Raw genomic sequence first — 15,659 nt, 5'->3', positions numbered from 1 at the left:
TTATGCCTCAACTCCTGCTGCAACCGGTGCGTCGGCCTTGGGGGCTTCTGCCTTGGGTGCTTCAGCTTTCGGTGCGGACGAAGGGCCACCGGTGCGACGACCGCCACGGTCGCCACCATCGCGACGCTCTGGACGCGACGACTTCTGGTTAGCCTGCTCGCGAGCGAGCTCCTTGTTGGTGATGTCGCCCTTGTAGACCCACACCTTGACACCGATACGACCGAACGTGGTCTTAGCCTCGTAGAAGCCGTAGTCGATGTTTGCGCGCAGCGTGTGCAGCGGAACGCGACCTTCGCGGTAGTACTCTGAGCGGCTCATTTCTGCGCCACCCAAACGACCCGATACCTGGATGCGAACACCCTTGACCGAACCAACGCGCTGGGCGCCCTGAAGACCCTTGCGCATTGCACGACGGAAGGCGACACGAGCAGCGAGCTGCTCCGCGATTCCCTGTGCAACGAGCTGAGCCTCAGCCTCGGGGTTCTTAACCTCGAGGATGTTGAGCTGGATCTGCTTACCGGAGAGCTTTTCGAGCTCGCCACGGATACGCTCTGCTTCGGCGCCGCGGCGACCGATCACGATGCCCGGACGGGCAGTGTGAATGTCTACGCGAACGCGGTCACGGGTGCGCTCGATTTCAATGCGAGCAACTCCTGCGCGGTCGAGGTTCGACTTGAGCAGGTTGCGGATCTTTACATCTTCCGCAACGTAGTCGCTGTAACGCTGACCCGGCTTGGTGCTGTCAGAGAACCAACGCGACACGTGGTCGGTGGTGATTCCCAGACGGAAACCGTAGGGGTTTACCTTCTGTCCCATTACTTCTTCCCTGCCTTGTCGGCCTCGGCTTCAACGACGTGGTCTGGCGTGGCCAGCACGACCGTGATGTGGCTTGTGCGCTTCAGGATCTGGAACGCGCGGCCCTGGGCACGCGGCTGGAAACGCTTGAGCGTTGCACCGTCGTCGACGTAAGCCTTCGAGATGATCAGATCCTGTTCGTCCAGGAACGTGTTCGAAGCATCTGCCTTGACTCGCGCATTCGCGATTGCAGATGCAACCAACTTGTAGACCGGCTCGCTCGCGCCCTGAGGTGCGAACTTCAAAATTGCCAGTGCTTCCTGTGCTTGCTTGCCGCGAATCATGTTGACAACGCGACGAGCCTTCATGGGGGTCACGCGGATGTGACGCACGCGTGCGATCGACTCCACCATTTCTCTACCTCCTTCACCACCGCGTTAGCGGCGGCGACCCTTCTTGTCGTCCTTCACGTGTCCACGGAAGGTACGGGTGGGCGAAAACTCGCCGAGCTTGTGCCCAACCATGGTTTCGGTGATGAACACCGGAATGTGCTTGCGACCATCGTGCACCGCGATCGTGTGACCCAGCATTGCTGGAACGATCATCGAGCGGCGCGACCAGGTCTTGATTACGTTCTTGCTCTTGGCTTCGTTCGCCTTGACAACCTTTTGTAGGAGGTGGTCGTCGACGAAGGGGCCCTTCTTCAGACTGCGTGGCATCTTCTGACTCTCCTACTACTTGCGCTTCTTGCCGACATTGCGGCGGCGAACGATGAGCTGGTCACTGGGCAGTTTGCGCTTACGTGTGCGCCCTTCTGCCTGGCCCCAAGGGGAAACGGGGTGACGTCCACCGGACGTCTTGCCCTCACCACCACCGTGGGGGTGGTCAACAGGGTTCATGGCAACACCACGGACGGTCGGGCGAACGCCCTTCCAGCGCATGCGGCCGGCCTTTCCCCAGTTGATGTTCGACTGCTCGGCATTGCCGACCTCGCCGATCGTTGCGCGGCAACGAACGTCAACGTTGCGGATTTCTCCGGAAGGCAAACGCAGCTGCGCGTAGGGGCCCTCTTTTGCAACGAGTCGAACTGATGCTCCAGCGGAGCGGGCCATCTTGGCGCCGCCACCGGGGCGAAGTTCAATCATGTGGATAACCGTACCGACGGGGATGTTCTTCATCGGGAGGTTGTTACCAGGCTTGATGTCTGCGCCGGGACCCGACTCAACAATGTCGCCCTGATTGAGCTTGTTCGGAGCAACGATGTAGCGCTTGGTGCCATCAACAAAGTGAAGCAGTGCGATACGTGCGGTGCGGTTGGGGTCGTACTCGATCTCGGCAACGCGGGCGTTTACGCCGTCTTTGTCGTTGCGCTTGAAGTCGATTACGCGGTACTGGCGCTTGTGGCCACCACCGATGTGACGAGTCGTGATGCGACCTGCGTTGTTGCGTCCACCAGTCTTCGGCAGAGGGCGCAGAAGCGACTTCTCCGGCGTTGAACGGGTGATCTCAGCAAAGTCTGCAACCGAGGATCCACGACGACCAGGCGTCGTGGGCTTGTACTTGCGAATAGCCATTAGTTTCTCCTTGGTCCCTAGCCGACAGCGGTGAAGATGTCGATGGAACCGGACTTGAGCGTGACGATGGCGCGCTTGGTGTCCTTGCGCTTGCCCATACCGAAACGGGTACGACGGGTCTTGCCCGTGCGGTTCAACGTGTTGACCGAGTCGACCTTGACGCTGAAGATCTTCTCAATAGCGAGCTTGATCTCGGTCTTGTTCGCACGGGGGTCTACCTCGAAGGTGTACTTGCCCATATCGATCAGGTTGTAGCTCTTCTCAGAGACCACGGGAGCGATGATGATGTCGCGCGGGTCCTTGTACGTGACGGTCATGCGCTGACCTCTTCCTTGTTCGAAGACTTGGTGTTGAACGCAACGAACGCGTCGAACGCGCCCTTGCTGAACACGATGTCGTCGCTGACGACGACGTCGTAGGCGTTGAGCTGGTCGTAAGCCAAGACGTGAACCGTGTCGAGGTTGCGAATGCTCTTGAGGCTGGTTGCATCTTCGCGCTGGAGAACAACGAGAACGTTCTTGCTCGGCGCGATGTTATTCAGCAGAGCCAAGACAGACTTCGTCGAAGGCTTGCCGTCTACAGCGAGAGCGTCGATGACGTGAATGCGCTCACCACGAGCCCGGTCAGACAACGTGCCGCGAAGTGCTGCAGCAATCATCTTCTTGGGGGTGCGCTGTGAGTAGTCACGCGGGTGCGGCCCGTGAACGATGCCACCACCCTTCATCTGAGGAGCACGGATCGAGCCCTGACGAGCGCGACCGGTTCCCTTCTGCTTGAACGGCTTGCGACCAGCACCCGAAACTTCACCGCGGCGCAGGGTGTTGTGCGTACCCTGACGTGCTGCTGCACGCTGTGCAACAACAACCTGGTGGATGAGCGGAACGTTGGTCTGCACGTCGAAGATCTCGGCGGGAAGTTCAACAGAGTCGACCTTCTTGCCCTTGGCGTCGATGACGTCGATGGAGGTAGCCATGTGTACTACGCCCCCTTCACTGCGTTGCGGACGAAGACGATACGGCCACGAGCACCGGGAACAGCGCCCTTGATGAGCACGAGTCCCTTCTCAAGGTCGATCGAGTGGACGGCGAGGTTCATGACCGTTACACGGTCACCACCCATACGACCGGCCATGCGCATGCCCTTGAAGACACGGCTGGGGGTCGACGAGGCACCAATGGAACCAGGCTTGCGGTGGTTACGGTGCGAACCGTGGCTTGCAGATACACCCTTGAAGTTGTGACGCTTCATAACACCGGCGAAACCCTTACCCTTGCTCGTGCCGACAACGTCGACCTTCGAGCCTGGAGTGAAGATGTCGACCGCGAGTTCTTGGCCAACGGTGTACTCCGCGGCGTCAGGGGTGCGAATCTCGGTGAGGTGACGGCGAGGCGTAACACCTGCCTTGTCGAAGTGACCGGTAAGCGGCTTGTTGACCTTACGAGGGTCGATCTGGCCGTACGCGATCTGGACTGCGCTGTATCCATCAACCTCGGGGCTACGCAGCTGCGTAACCACGTTCGGGGTGATTTCGACAACGGTCACGGGAACGAGCTTGTTGTTCTCGTCCCAAACCTGCGTCATGCCGAGCTTTGTGCCCAGCAGACCCTTAGTCGTCTTAGTTGTAGACATTATTTTCCTTATCGGCTCTGTCGCTCAATAACTGCGCGAGCTAAAGCTTGATCTCGATGTTGACGTCGGCCGGCAGGTCGAGACGCATAAGCGAATCCACAGCCTTGGGCGTCGGGTCGATGATGTCGATGAGCCGCTTGTGGGTGCGCTTCTCGAAGTGCTCGCGGCTGTCCTTGTACTTGTGGGGAGAACGGATAACTGCAATCACGTTCTTCTCGGTGGGCAGCGGCACGGGGCCTACTACCGTGGCACCCGCGCGGGTAACCGTGTCAACAATTTTGCGTGCCGACGAGTCGATGACCTCGTGGTCGTACGACTTAAGTCGAATGCGGATCTTTTGTCCCGCCATGACTGGCTCTCTTCCCTTAGTACTTTGGCTGCACTGCGTGCACCTGGGCTGTTCGACGCCGGATGTTGCCACCCGAAGACGCTCAGCACTTTTGCTTTCGCACCACTATTTATCTGTCAAGTTCTTGCTGTCACTGCTTGTGATACCAACTCGCGAAACCGCGAGGAGCACATGCCAGCGAACTGGCACAAGCGTCTCCCGCAGCACGAATTCTTTCGAATCGAATTGGGGAGTTGGTTAAGCTTGGTTCTGCTCCCCGCGGCCTAGCTACAACACGGTGTATAACTCACGCTCTGCGAGGGTCATACGATGTGGAACTATGCACTGCCTGGAAGTGATCCGCACGCACGTGGCGGCGAAATGTTGAACTAGAAGAGTTTGTCACATCCACGCATTTACTGCAACCCGGGCGTGTCGGATTTTTGCGGCGCCATTCGCCGTCGTCACGCTGGCGACGTGATGGCTCGATTTGAGCATCCGCTTGCGCCTGATAGCGGGACTTTTGGGGAGTCTCAGGCCAAGGGCCGCACCAGCTCGTGAACGCCATCCACAAAGACGCTGGAGACCAGAGGAACCCCGGGGCGATACGCCAGATGGCGGTAGTGCGGAGCATCGAGAAGCTGAGCATTCGCTCGCGCGCCGACCGTTAAACGACCCACGTCATCGCGGCGCAAGGAACGTGCCCCTCCGAGCGTCGCCGCCGTGACGGCTTCTAGCGACGTCATCCCCATTTCGCGCACCGCGAGGGCAATGCAGAACGGGAGGGATGACGTGAAACTCGAGCCGGGATTGCAATCGCTGGCGAGCGCAACCGTCACGCCAACGTCAAGGAGTCGCCGGGCATCCACGTACGGATGTCTGGTGGAGAACTCGACCCCGGGAAGCAGGCCAGCAACCGTACTGCTGCCCGCGAGCGCTTGAACATCGTCATCGCTGAGATAAGTGCAGTGATCGACACTCGCCGCGCCCAGCTCAACCGCGAGTTGCACAGCACCTGACTCCGCCAGTTGCGCACCGTGCAGACGAGCGCCCAAGCCACGAGCCTGCCCGGCCGTGATGATGGCGCGCGTCTCGTCCTCGGTGAAGGCACCGTTGTCGCAGAACACATCAATCCAGCGCGAATGGGGAGCGCACGCCTCCAGCATGTCGCCCATCACCAGGTGCACGTAGGCCGCACGGTCTGCCGCAAACTCATCGGGGACGACATGCGCACCCAAGAACGTAGTTTCTTCAGTGAGCGTGGCCGCGAGCCGCAACATCCGCGCCTCATCTGCAACGCTGAGACCGTACCCGCTCTTGATCTCGATCGTCGTCGTGCCCTGGCGGCGCATCTCCGCAACCAAAGCGGTCGCATTCGCGAGCAACTCAGCGTCAGTCGCCGCCCGCGAAAGTGCGACCGTGCGACGGATGCCGCCCGCCTCGTAGCGGCGGCCAGCCATGCGAGCCTCAAACTCATCCGAGCGGTCCCCCGCGAAAAGGATGTGGCTATGGCTGTCAACAAAACCAGGAAGGACACAGCGACCAGCGGCATCCACTCGCCCGTCAGCAGCAGGAGCATCGACCGACGCACCCCACCAGACCACGCGACCCTCGTCGAATACGAGGGCGGCATCGGCGATCTCTGCACGCTCGTCATCATGCGTGAGCAATAGGCCAATGTTCTCGATCGCCGTGCTTGTCATCGCAGCGACACTCCCGCGATTGCTTCGAGGACGCAGAGCGCCACCAAGCGCACCGTTCGTTCATCAGGAGCGTCAGCGGCGGCATCCACCTCGACGAGATCAATCGAGGAGACGGCTTGATGCGCGGCAGCGCGCCGTGCGGCCGTGCGCAACTCAATCGCCGAGATACCCCCCGGCACCGACGCGGGGCACCCGGGAGCAACCGAGCGATCACACACATCGACATCAAGATCGACGTGGATAGGCCCGCCCGCCGCGCCAGCAATCTCCAGCGCCTGCGCCATCACCTCATCCATCGAGCGCGAACGCAACTCGTCACGCGTGATCACCATGATGCCCGCGTCCCTAGCGCGCTCGGCATAGGCGTGAGAATTGGCCAGCGGCTCAATACCGATCTGCACCACACGACTGCCATCGAGGCCGGCCTCAAGAAGGCGACGCACGGGTGAACCGTTACTGGCGCCGTCTCGTAGGTCGTAGTGGGCGTCGAGCGTGATCAGCCCAGCGGACGTGATGTCTGCGCCCCACCGCCCCAACGCCGTCGGAACCGTAGCCGCATTGTCGCCGCCCAACGCGATAACGAGCTCAGCCCGCAGCTGCGCCACCGCATCAATCGCACCCTGCTCGTTCAGGTCGGGTTCGCGCACGGTGCCGGCGTCCACGATCCGAAGATCAGACAGCGCGGCATAACGACGAAGTGCCTCACGAACCGCAGCGGGAGTTGTGTGAGCCTGCGTCGGAGAGAGTGACGTGCGCGACGTCGGGATACCGATGAGTGCGACATCCGCCCACTCGTCGTCAACCGGCGAAGGCCAATCCCCCGCACGCGGCCACAGCGGATCAGCGTTGAGCATTGTGACCCTTCGTGAGCGGAGCCTCGTTCATGGGAATGCGAACGCCGAGGTTGTCGGCGACCGCGATGGCTTCATCGTAGCCAGCATCAACGTGACGGATGACGCCCATACCTGGGTCATTCGTGAGCACTCGCTCAAGCTTCTGGGCGGCAAGCTCGGTGCCATCAGCAATCGTGACCTGGCCCGCGTGGATCGACCGGCCGATGCCAACACCGCCACCGTGATGAATGGAGACCCACGTTGCTCCCGACGAGGTATTGACCAGCGCGTTGAGCAACGGCCAGTCAGCGATCGCGTCGGAGCCATCCTTCATCGCCTCGGTCTCGCGGTACGGCGACGCCACCGAACCGCTGTCGAGATGATCGCGCCCAATCGCGAGCGGGGCAGCCAGCTCACCCGAGGCGACCATCTCGTTGAAGAGCAAACCGGCCTTGTCACGTTCGCCATAACCCAACCAGCAGATGCGGGCGGGGAGCCCCTGGAAGTGCACGCGCTCCCCCGCAAGCTTGATCCAGCGAGCGAGCGATTCGTTCTCGGGGAACAACTCGAGAATCGCCTTGTCTGTCTTGTGGATGTCGCTGGCCTCGCCGCTGAGAGCGGCCCACCGGAACGGGCCCTTGCCCTCCGCAAATAGCGGACGGATGTAGGCCGGCACGAAGCCGGGGAATGCAAACGCATCGGCATAACCCGCCGCGAGCGCCTCGGTGCGCAAGTTGTTGCCATAGTCAAAGACCTCAGCTCCCTGACGCTGGAAGCCAACCATCGCCTCGACATGAATCGCCATCGATTCGCGGGCACGCTGGGCGAAATCGGGCTGGCTGCGGGCACTCTGCCAGTCGTGGAAGTCCACGCCGAGAGGAAGGTAAGCGAGAGGATCGTGAGCGCTGGTCTGGTCGGTGACGATATCGATCGGCGCCCCCATTGCGAGCAACTCGGGCACCGCAGCAGCCGCATTCGCCAGCACCCCAATCGAGAGCGGCTTCTTCGCATCGCGCGCGGCAACAGCGAGTTCGACCGCGTGCGCGAGCGACTTCGCCTCAACGTCGAGGTAGCCGTGATCGATGCGACGCGTGATGCGGCTCTGGTCAACATCAATACAGATCGCAACACCGTCGTTCATGGTTACGGCGAGCGGTTGGGCCCCGCCCATACCTCCGAGGCCAGCCGTAAGGGTGATGGTGCCCGCCAGAGTACCGCCGAATCTCTTAGCCGCGACTGCAGAGAAGGTCTCGTAGGTGCCTTGCAGAATGCCCTGCGTACCAATGTAGATCCACGATCCTGCCGTCATTTGGCCGTACATTGTGAGGCCAAGCTGCTCGAGCCGACGAAACTCATCCCAGTTCGCCCAGTCGCCAACCAAGTTGGAGTTCGCCAACAACACCCGGGGAGCCCACTCATGGGTCTGCATCACACCGACGGGCTTGCCCGACTGAACCAGCAGCGTCTCGTCACCCTTGAGGGTCGTGAGCGAACGAACAATCGCATGATAACTGGGCCAGTTACGCGCAGCCTTGCCCGTGCCGCCATAGACGACGAGATCTTCCGGGTGCTCAGCAACCTCAGGGTCGAGGTTGTTTTGGAGCATGCGCAAAGCACCCTCCTGCTGCCAGCCGAGAGTATTGAGCGTGGAACCGCGGTGTGCCTGAATCATGACGTCTCCTAGCTGAGTTCGGTAATGGTGCGTGCGGCGGACAAGAGTGCGCCCGACTGCACAAGCGCAACGCTCGCCGCAATGTCGGGGGCCAAATAACGGTCGGGCCCTGCGGCGGGAACGTGCTCGCGCAAGTTCGCGATCACCGCCGCTGACACCGGCGATGGTCGCTCGCCGCGCATCTCGATTCCCCGCGCCGACGTCAGCAACTCGATGGCGATCACGCGCGACAACCCATCGATACTGCGGCGAAGCTTCAAACCAGCGCTCCACCCCATCGAGACGTGGTCTTCCTGCATCGCGCTCGTCGGAATTGAATCGACGGATGCCGGCGCCGCCATCCTTTTCATCTCGCTGACGATTCCCGCCTGGGTGTACTGCGCGATCATGTGCCCAGAGTCCACCCCGGGATCGTCGGCCAGAAACGCGTTAAGGCCGCCGCTGCGATTGCTGTCGAGGAATCGGTCAGTGCGACGCTCGCTCATGCTCGCAACATCCGCGGCAACTATCGCCAAGAAGTCGAGAGCGTAGCCAACCGGGGCCCCATGGAAATTGCCGTTGGATTCCAGCCGGCCATCCACCGTCACCACCGGGTTGTCGATCGCGCTCATAAGCTCACGCTCGGCCACCCGACGCGTGTGATTAACCGTGTCGCGCGCCGCTCCGTGAACTTGGGGCGCGCACCGCAACGAGTAGGCATCCTGCACCCGCGTGAAGCCTCTCGTAGCGTGGGCCGCAATCGTGTCGGAGTCTCGAAGCACCGCGCGCATGTTGGCTGCCGACTGCGCCTGACCCGGATGAGGCCGGAGGGCATGCAGGTCCTCCGCGAAGACTCGGTCGGTTCCCGCCAAACCCTCCACGCTCATGGCAGCGGACAGGTCGGCGGTGGTGAGCAACGCCTCAAGATCAGTAATCGCCAACGACAGCATGCCGAGCATCCCATCGGTGCCGTTGATCAGCGCCAAGCCCTCTTTCTCGTGCAAAACAACTGGGGTAATTCCGGCGGCTTTCAGCGCAGCGGATGCCGGCAGCTGCTCGCCCGCAACGCGTACGTCGCCCTCGCCCATCACCGCAAGCGCGCAATGCGCGAGCGGAGCGAGGTCTCCGGAACAGCCGAGGCTGCCGTACTCACCAACGATGGGGGTGATCCCCGCGTTCAGCAGAGCCGCGTAGGTTTCCGCAACGACAGGCCGCACGCCGGTGCGCCCGGTGGCCATCGTCGAGAGTCGCAACAGCATCGTGGCCCGCACCACTTCGTCGGCAATTTCCGCACCGGAACTTGCCGCGTGACTGCGCACGAGTGACCGCTGCAGTTGCAGGCGCTGCTCGGGGGCGATGTGCTTTGTCGCCAGCGCGCCAAAACCGGTGGAGACACCGTAGTGCGGGCGCACGTCTTCGGCCAACGCTTCAATCACCGCACGCGACGCAACCATCGCGCTCGTTGCTTCGGGCGAGATCGTGACGGGTGCACCGTGGCGCGCGACCGCCACAACATCGGAGATGCTCGCGGCGCCGACGCCGATGGTCACTGTTTGGCCGGGGGCTGAGGTCATGATCCCAGTGAACGCGCATCGCCCCTCCGCCACGAGTGGATATCGCGATATGGTGTCTGAAATACCAGACAGGAGCCGCGTGTCCAACATTCCTGCCGCGCGCAACACCATGGCTGTGCTGCGCCACCTCGCGACCCGCAAAGGGCCTGTGCCCGCCTCTGCTTTGGCGCGCGAGCTAGCGCTCCCCCGGTCTTCCGTCTACCAGCTGCTTACCGTCATGATCGACGAAGGATTCGTGGTGCATTACCCCGAAGACCGCACCTATGGGTTGAGCTCCCTCGTCTCCGAGATCGGCACGTCTGCACTGCGTAGCGAACGGCTCTCCGCACTCGCTAGCCCGCTCATGCGGAGCCTCGCGGCCGAAGCCCCGATCCCGGTTGTCGCGCACCTTGCCGTGCTCAGCGGTGCGGATGTCAGTTACGCCGCTCGAGTGCAAGGAACCCGAGCGCCCACCACTGTTTCGGCTGTTGGCGTCAAACTTCCCGCGCATTTGACTGCGACTGGCCGAGCCATGCTGGCGCAACTGACTGCTCCGCAAGTGCGAGCGCTCTATCCCGCGCGCAGCAGCCTTACCCGGCGCCAGACCGCAGGGCCGAACACACTGGCAGAACTCGACCGGCTACTGGCTGCGACTCGTGAGCGCGGCTGGGCGAGCGAAGTGGGCGACATCACTGCGGAGTATGCCTCGGTTGGCGCTGCAGCGTTCGACCGCAATGGCTACCCTTCGGCAGCGATCGGGCTCACTTTCAGAACGGATGCCGTCGAAGACCAGTGGGACGCGCTCGGCCAGGCCACAATGGCCGCCGCTCGCGCCCTCACCTCGAGGCTCACCGGCCGCGCTGGTTAAACGACGAAGGGCCGAGCCTTTCGGCTCGACCCTCGTCGTAATTAGTTACTGAGCTTACGCCAGAACCTTGGTTACCTTACCGGCACCTACGGTGCGTCCACCCTCACGGATGGCGAAGCCGAGGCCCTCTTCCATGGCGATGGGCTGAATAAGCTCAACGGTCATGTCAGTGGTGTCGCCAGGCATAACCATCTCGGTGCCCTCAGGCAACGTGATGACGCCGGTGACGTCGGTGGTACGGAAGTAGAACTGCGGACGGTAGTTCGCGTAGAACGGGTTGTGACGCCCACCCTCATCCTTTGACAGGATGTATGCGGTTCCCTCGAAGTTCGTGTGAGGAGTAACGGAACCAGGCTTAACAACAACCTGTCCACGCTCAACATCTTCACGCTTGGTTCCACGAAGAAGCAGACCACAGTTCTCGCCAGCCCATGCTTCGTCGAGCTGCTTGTGGAACATCTCGATACCAGTGACCGTGGTCTTCTGGGTCGGACGGATTCCAACAATCTCAACGTCAGAGTTGATCGAAAGCGTTCCACGCTCGGCGCGGCCCGTAACAACGGTTCCACGACCAGTGATCGTGAAGACGTCTTCAACCGGCATCAAGAACGGCTTGTCCTTGTCGCGGATGGGGTCAGGAACGTTCTCGTCAACAGCATCCATGAGGTCGAGGATGGACTGGGTCCACTTCTCGTCGCCCTCAAGAGCCTTGAGACCTGAAACCTGAACAACAGGAACGTTGTCGCCGTCGAAGCCCTGGCTGGAGAGGAGTTCGCGAACCTCGAGCTCAACGAGCTCAAGAATCTCTTCGTCATCTACCATGTCGGACTTGTTCAGTGCAACGAGCAGGTAAGGAACACCAACCTGCTTCGCGAGCAGAACGTGCTCGCGAGTCTGAGCCATCGGTCCGTCGGTCGCTGCAACCACGAGGATTGCACCGTCCATCTGAGCTGCACCGGTGATCATGTTCTTGATGTAGTCAGCGTGGCCCGGAGCGTCTACGTGTGCGTAGTGGCGCTTGGGGGTCTCGTACTCAACGTGCGAGATGTTGATGGTGATACCGCGTTGACGTTCTTCCGGAGCCGAGTCAATCGACGAGAAGTCGCGCTGCACGTTCGTCGCCGAAGGGTACTTGTCAGCAAGTACCTTCGAGATCGCTGCCGTGAGCGTGGTCTTTCCGTGGTCAACGTGACCGATGGTTCCGATGTTTACGTGCGGCTTGGTCCGCTCGAACTTGGCCTTAGCCACTGTGGGTCCTCCTCAGGACTCGGTTGCTCTGCACCCGACGACTTTTCACTGCCGAATGTTTCGCAAGTTGGTGTGTATCTATGTTAGTTGCGCGCTGGTAGTGCGGCGATTACTCGCCCTTGTTCTTTGCAACAATCTCGTCAGCTACCGCGCGGGGAACCTCAGAGTAACTGTCGAACGTCATCGAGTACACCGCACGACCTGAAGTCTTGGACCTCAAGTCACCGACGTAGCCGAACATTTCCGACAGTGGTACGTGGGCGCGAACGACCTTTACGCCGGTCGCGTCCTCCATGGACTGGATCTGTCCGCGGCGACTGTTAAGGTCACCGATGACGTCTCCCATGTACTCCTCGGGAGTACGAACCTCGACCGCCATGAGCGGCTCGAGGAGAACTGGGTCAGCCTTGCGCGCTGCCTCTTTGAATGCCATGGTTCCCGCGATCTTGAACGCCATTTCTGACGAGTCAACATCGTGAGCAGCACCATCGAGGATGATTCCCTTGACGCCGACCATCGGGAATCCTGCGAGGATTCCGACGTTCATCGATGCCTGGAAACCCTGGTCGATTGAGCCAATGTATTCACGAGGAATACGGCCACCGGTGACCTTATTTACGAATTCGTAAATCTTGTCGCCTTCAACCTCCATCGGCTCGAGCGAGATCTGGACCTTAGCGAACTGTCCCGATCCACCCGTCTGCTTCTTGTGGGTGTAGTCGTGCTTGTCCACGATGCGGCGGATGGTCTCGCGGTACGCAACCTGCGGCTTACCAACGTTGGCTTCAACGTTGAATTCGCGCTTCATGCGGTCTACGAGGATGTCGAGGTGAAGTTCACCCATTCCCTTGATTACCGTCTGGCCAGTTTCCTGGTTCTGTTCGGTACGGAACGTGGGGTCTTCTTCAGCGAGCTTCTGAATAGCAATACCAAGCTTCTCTTGGTCAGCCTTCGTCTTCGGCTCGATCGCTACCTCGATCACGGGCTCAGGGAATGTCATCGACTCAAGAACGACCTGGTCGTTCGGGTCACACAGCGTGTCACCAGTCGTGGTGTCCTTGAGGCCAATGACGGCGTAGATGTGTCCAGCGGTAACGCTGTCGACAGGGATTTCCTTGTTAGCAGCCATCTGGAAGATCTTTCCGATGCGCTCCTTCTTGCCCTTGGTGGAGTTAGCAACAGCTCCACCAGAGTCAAGGTGTCCCGAGTACACGCGAATGTACGTGAGGCGACCGAAGAAGGGGTGCACAGCAACCTTGAAGGCCAGAGCCGAGAACGGCTCCGAAGCGTCAGGCTTGCGGATGATGATCTTGTCTTCATCGCGGGGGTCGCGTGCTTCCATGGGAGGCACGTCAACCGGCGAGGGAAGGTAGTCGATAACAGCGTCGAGCATCGGCTGAACGCCGCGGTTCTTGAAAGCAGAACCACAGAGAACCGGGTAGATCTCGCTGTTGACGGTGAGCTTACGGATCGCAGCCTTGATCTCAGCAACGCTGATCTCTTCGCCGGCGAAGTAACGCTCCATGATGGCGTCGTCGGTCTCAGCGACAACCTCGAGCAGAGCGGTGCGGTATTCCGCAGCTTTCTCCTTGAGGTCTTCGGGGATCTCTTCGATGGCGTACTTGGCGCCCATCTGAACGTCACCCTTGGAGTCGCCGCGCCACGTGAGTGCACGCATCTCAACGAGGTCAACAACACCCTCGAACTCAGACTCGAGTCCGATGGGGAGCTGGATAACGAGGGGACGAGCACCGAGGCGCTTCACGATGGTGTCTACCGTGTAGTAGAAGTCCGCGCCCATCTTGTCCATCTTGTTGACGAAGCAGATGCGAGGAACGTCGTACTTGTCGGCCTGGCGCCATACAGTCTCCGACTGCGGCTCAACACCCTCTTTACCGTCGAACACAGCGACTGCACCGTCGAGAACGCGGAGCGAACGCTCCACCTCAACCGTGAAGTCAACGTGGCCGGGGGTGTCGATGATGTTGATCTGGTTTTTGTCCCAGTAACAGGTCACAGCAGCGGACGTGATCGTGATGCCACGCTCTTGCTCCTGCTCCATCCAGTCAGTAGTCGACGCACCATCGTGAGTTTCACCAATTTTGTGGTTTACACCCGTGTAGAACAGGATGCGCTCAGTCGTAGTGGTCTTGCCGGCATCGATGTGAGCCATGATGCCAATGTTGCGGACCTTAGTCAGGTCGGTGAGCACGTCCTGTGCCACAGGTTCCTCCGAAGTATGTTGGTGAAGCGAGAATCTCAAGAGTGAAGCGAGCCAGACAGCGTCTGACCCGCCTCACTGCGAGGTGCTGACTACCAGCGGTAGTGAGCGAATGCCTTGTTCGACTCGGCCATCTTGTGGGTGTCTTCGCGGCGCTTTACAGCGGCGCCAAGGCCATTCGATGCGTCCAAGATCTCGTTGGTGAGACGCTCAGTCATCGTCTTTTCACGACGACCCTTTGCGTAGCTCGTGAGCCAACGCAATGCGAGCGTGTTAGCACGGTGCGACTTGACCTCAACAGGAACCTGGTAGGTCGATCCACCGACACGACGCGACTTGACCTCGAGGGTCGGGCGAACGTTATCGAGAGCCTTCTTGAGCGTGACAACGGCGTCTTGGCCGGTCTTCTCGGTTACGCCTTCGAGTGCGCCGTAAACGATGCGCTCAGCAAGGCCCTTCTTGCCATCAAGAAGAATCTTGTTGACAAGCTGGCTGACAATGGGTGCGCCGTAAACCGGGTCTGCGACTACGGGACGCTTTGGTGCTGGTCCTTTACGAGGCATTACTTCTTATCCTTCTTCGCGCCGTAGAGGCTACGAGCCTGCTTACGGTTCTTAACGGCCTGGGTGTCGAGCGCTCCGCGAACGATCTTGTAGCGAACACCGGGGAGGTCCTTTACACGACCACCGCGGATGAGCACCATCGAGTGCTCTTGAAGGTTGTGACCTTCACCGGGAATGTAGGCCGTGACCTCGGTACCGTTAGAAAGCTTGACACGAGCAACCTTGCGAAGAGCCGAGTTCGGCTTCTTCGGAGTTGTTGTGTAGACGCGCGTGCAAACGCCGCGCTGCTGCGGGTTGGACTTAAGGGCGGGCGTTTTGGTCTTGACGACCTTCGGCGAGCGTCCCTTACGCACCAACTGCTGAATGGTGGGCACTAAATTACTCCTTGATTTTGCTGCACGGTGACAGCGTCATGATGGTTAGCATTCGACGTTCTTTTCAGAACACCGAGTTCATCTGGACCCACGCCCCTACCGAACTGATCGGTTGGTTTGTGGGTATGCCGTGGGGGCCAACCGGAAGGTCGAACCCTGTGGTGTGGAGTGACTCGCGCCTAAACCCCGCGTGAGCGGTAATCCTCGAGAGGCATGGCTTAAGCGCACGACAAAGCGCACACCTCAGAAAGAATAGCCCCCGGGATAGGCCGGGGTCAAATGGTCACAGCCCACACGCAGGCTCCAGAACAGGGCACGC

17 protein-coding genes are annotated in these 15,659 nt (G+C 60.5%); 1 reads left to right on the top strand and 16 read right to left on the bottom strand.

The window, feature by feature from the left end; translation table 11 throughout:
* The 12 genes from rpsC to hutH form a co-directional block, all read right to left on the bottom strand.
* Positions 1-816 (bottom strand): 30S ribosomal protein S3, encoded by an 816-nt coding sequence (rpsC, locus tag I6E60_RS03745; protein WP_197106458.1) that lies wholly within the window; start codon positions 814-816, stop codon positions 1-3.
* A complete protein-coding gene (rplV, locus tag I6E60_RS03740) occupies positions 816-1,208 on the bottom strand; it encodes a 50S ribosomal protein L22 (protein ID WP_197106459.1) in 393 nt (130 codons plus the stop codon). The genes rpsC and rplV overlap by 1 nt, the downstream gene beginning before the upstream one ends.
* A gap of 24 nt (positions 1,209-1,232) precedes the next feature.
* Entirely contained in the window at positions 1,233-1,514 is a 282-nt protein-coding gene (gene rpsS / locus I6E60_RS03735) for a 30S ribosomal protein S19 (RefSeq protein ID WP_009773127.1), read from the bottom strand.
* Positions 1,515-1,529: 15 nt separating this feature from the next.
* On the bottom strand, positions 1,530-2,369 hold the full coding sequence (gene rplB, locus I6E60_RS03730) for a 50S ribosomal protein L2 (RefSeq protein WP_197106460.1): 840 nt from the start codon (positions 2,367-2,369) through the stop codon (positions 1,530-1,532).
* 17 nt (positions 2,370-2,386) lie between these two features.
* Positions 2,387-2,686: a 50S ribosomal protein L23 gene (rplW, locus tag I6E60_RS03725; RefSeq protein WP_010203832.1), complete on the bottom strand. Its 300-nt coding sequence runs from the start codon at positions 2,684-2,686 to the stop codon at positions 2,387-2,389.
* Entirely contained in the window at positions 2,683-3,342 is a 660-nt protein-coding gene (gene rplD, locus I6E60_RS03720; protein ID WP_197109484.1) for a 50S ribosomal protein L4, read from the bottom strand. Before rplD ends, rplW begins: the two co-directional genes overlap by 4 nt.
* Positions 3,343-3,347: 5 nt before the next feature.
* The gene (rplC, locus tag I6E60_RS03715; protein WP_197123099.1) at positions 3,348-3,998 is read right to left on the bottom strand and encodes a 50S ribosomal protein L3; all 651 of its coding nucleotides are present in this window, start codon (positions 3,996-3,998) and stop codon (positions 3,348-3,350) included.
* A gap of 40 nt (positions 3,999-4,038) precedes the next feature.
* Positions 4,039-4,347 (bottom strand): 30S ribosomal protein S10, encoded by a 309-nt coding sequence (gene rpsJ / locus I6E60_RS03710; protein ID WP_009773132.1) that lies wholly within the window; start codon positions 4,345-4,347, stop codon positions 4,039-4,041.
* Positions 4,348-4,859: 512 nt separating this feature from the next.
* Entirely contained in the window at positions 4,860-6,029 is a 1,170-nt protein-coding gene (gene hutI, locus I6E60_RS03705) for an imidazolonepropionase (RefSeq protein WP_197178964.1), read from the bottom strand.
* Entirely contained in the window at positions 6,026-6,883 is an 858-nt protein-coding gene (locus I6E60_RS03700; RefSeq protein ID WP_197123097.1) for an arginase family protein, read from the bottom strand. Before I6E60_RS03700 ends, hutI begins: the two co-directional genes overlap by 4 nt.
* A complete protein-coding gene (hutU, locus tag I6E60_RS03695; RefSeq protein ID WP_197123096.1) occupies positions 6,870-8,534 on the bottom strand; it encodes a urocanate hydratase in 1,665 nt (554 codons plus the stop codon). The genes I6E60_RS03700 and hutU overlap by 14 nt, the downstream gene beginning before the upstream one ends.
* 8 nt (positions 8,535-8,542) lie before the next feature.
* Positions 8,543-10,087: a histidine ammonia-lyase gene (gene hutH / locus I6E60_RS03690; RefSeq protein ID WP_197178963.1), complete on the bottom strand. Its 1,545-nt coding sequence runs from the start codon at positions 10,085-10,087 to the stop codon at positions 8,543-8,545.
* Between the two features lie 79 nt (positions 10,088-10,166).
* On the opposite strand from hutH, the gene I6E60_RS03685 reads away from it, so the two are divergent.
* On the top strand, positions 10,167-10,934 hold the full coding sequence (locus I6E60_RS03685; protein ID WP_197178962.1) for an IclR family transcriptional regulator: 768 nt from the start codon (positions 10,167-10,169) through the stop codon (positions 10,932-10,934).
* 54 nt (positions 10,935-10,988) lie between these two features.
* On the opposite strand, the gene tuf is transcribed toward I6E60_RS03685, so the two are convergent.
* The 4 genes from tuf to rpsL all read right to left on the bottom strand — a co-directional run bounded on the left by tuf (position 10,989) and on the right by rpsL (position 15,340).
* Complete coding sequence (gene tuf / locus I6E60_RS03680; protein ID WP_197106468.1) at positions 10,989-12,182, bottom strand: elongation factor Tu; 1,194 nt, start codon at positions 12,180-12,182, stop codon at positions 10,989-10,991.
* Between the two features lie 109 nt (positions 12,183-12,291).
* Positions 12,292-14,406: an elongation factor G gene (gene fusA / locus I6E60_RS03675; protein ID WP_197123093.1), complete on the bottom strand. Its 2,115-nt coding sequence runs from the start codon at positions 14,404-14,406 to the stop codon at positions 12,292-12,294.
* A gap of 89 nt (positions 14,407-14,495) precedes the next feature.
* Positions 14,496-14,966: a 30S ribosomal protein S7 gene (rpsG, locus tag I6E60_RS03670; RefSeq protein ID WP_009773140.1), complete on the bottom strand. Its 471-nt coding sequence runs from the start codon at positions 14,964-14,966 to the stop codon at positions 14,496-14,498.
* Entirely contained in the window at positions 14,966-15,340 is a 375-nt protein-coding gene (gene rpsL / locus I6E60_RS03665) for a 30S ribosomal protein S12 (protein ID WP_197123092.1), read from the bottom strand. Before rpsL ends, rpsG begins: the two co-directional genes overlap by 1 nt.
* Between the last annotated feature and the right edge of the window lie 319 nt (positions 15,341-15,659).

This window comes from Salinibacterium sp. SWN167 (genome assembly GCF_015864665.1).
Taxonomy (GTDB): Bacteria; Actinomycetota; Actinomycetes; order Actinomycetales; family Microbacteriaceae; genus Rhodoglobus.
The sequence above is the reverse complement of the archived record's forward strand: the minus strand, read 5'-3'. Positions and strand labels throughout refer to the sequence as shown.

Bases quoted from the DNA above. Each gene is read 5' to 3' on its own strand.
- rpsC (WP_197106458.1), bottom strand. From the start codon at position 816: ATGGGACAGAAGGTAAACCCCTACGGTTTCCGTCTGGGAATCACCACC.
- rplV (WP_197106459.1), bottom strand. From the start codon at position 1,208: ATGGTGGAGTCGATCGCACGCGTGCGTCACATCCGCGTGACCCCCATG.
- rpsS (WP_009773127.1), bottom strand. From the start codon at position 1,514: ATGCCACGCAGTCTGAAGAAGGGCCCCTTCGTCGACGACCACCTCCTA.
- rplB (WP_197106460.1), bottom strand. From the start codon at position 2,369: ATGGCTATTCGCAAGTACAAGCCCACGACGCCTGGTCGTCGTGGATCC.
- rplW (WP_010203832.1), bottom strand. From the start codon at position 2,686: ATGACCGTCACGTACAAGGACCCGCGCGACATCATCATCGCTCCCGTG.
- rplD (WP_197109484.1), bottom strand. From the start codon at position 3,342: ATGGCTACCTCCATCGACGTCATCGACGCCAAGGGCAAGAAGGTCGAC.
- rplC (WP_197123099.1), bottom strand. From the start codon at position 3,998: ATGTCTACAACTAAGACGACTAAGGGTCTGCTGGGCACAAAGCTCGGC.
- rpsJ (WP_009773132.1), bottom strand. From the start codon at position 4,347: ATGGCGGGACAAAAGATCCGCATTCGACTTAAGTCGTACGACCACGAG.
- hutI (WP_197178964.1), bottom strand. From the start codon at position 6,029: ATGACAAGCACGGCGATCGAGAACATTGGCCTATTGCTCACGCATGAT.
- I6E60_RS03700 (WP_197123097.1), bottom strand. From the start codon at position 6,883: ATGCTCAACGCTGATCCGCTGTGGCCGCGTGCGGGGGATTGGCCTTCG.
- hutU (WP_197123096.1), bottom strand. From the start codon at position 8,534: ATGATTCAGGCACACCGCGGTTCCACGCTCAATACTCTCGGCTGGCAG.
- hutH (WP_197178963.1), bottom strand. From the start codon at position 10,087: ATGACCTCAGCCCCCGGCCAAACAGTGACCATCGGCGTCGGCGCCGCG.
- rpsG (WP_009773140.1), bottom strand. From the start codon at position 14,966: ATGCCTCGTAAAGGACCAGCACCAAAGCGTCCCGTAGTCGCAGACCCG.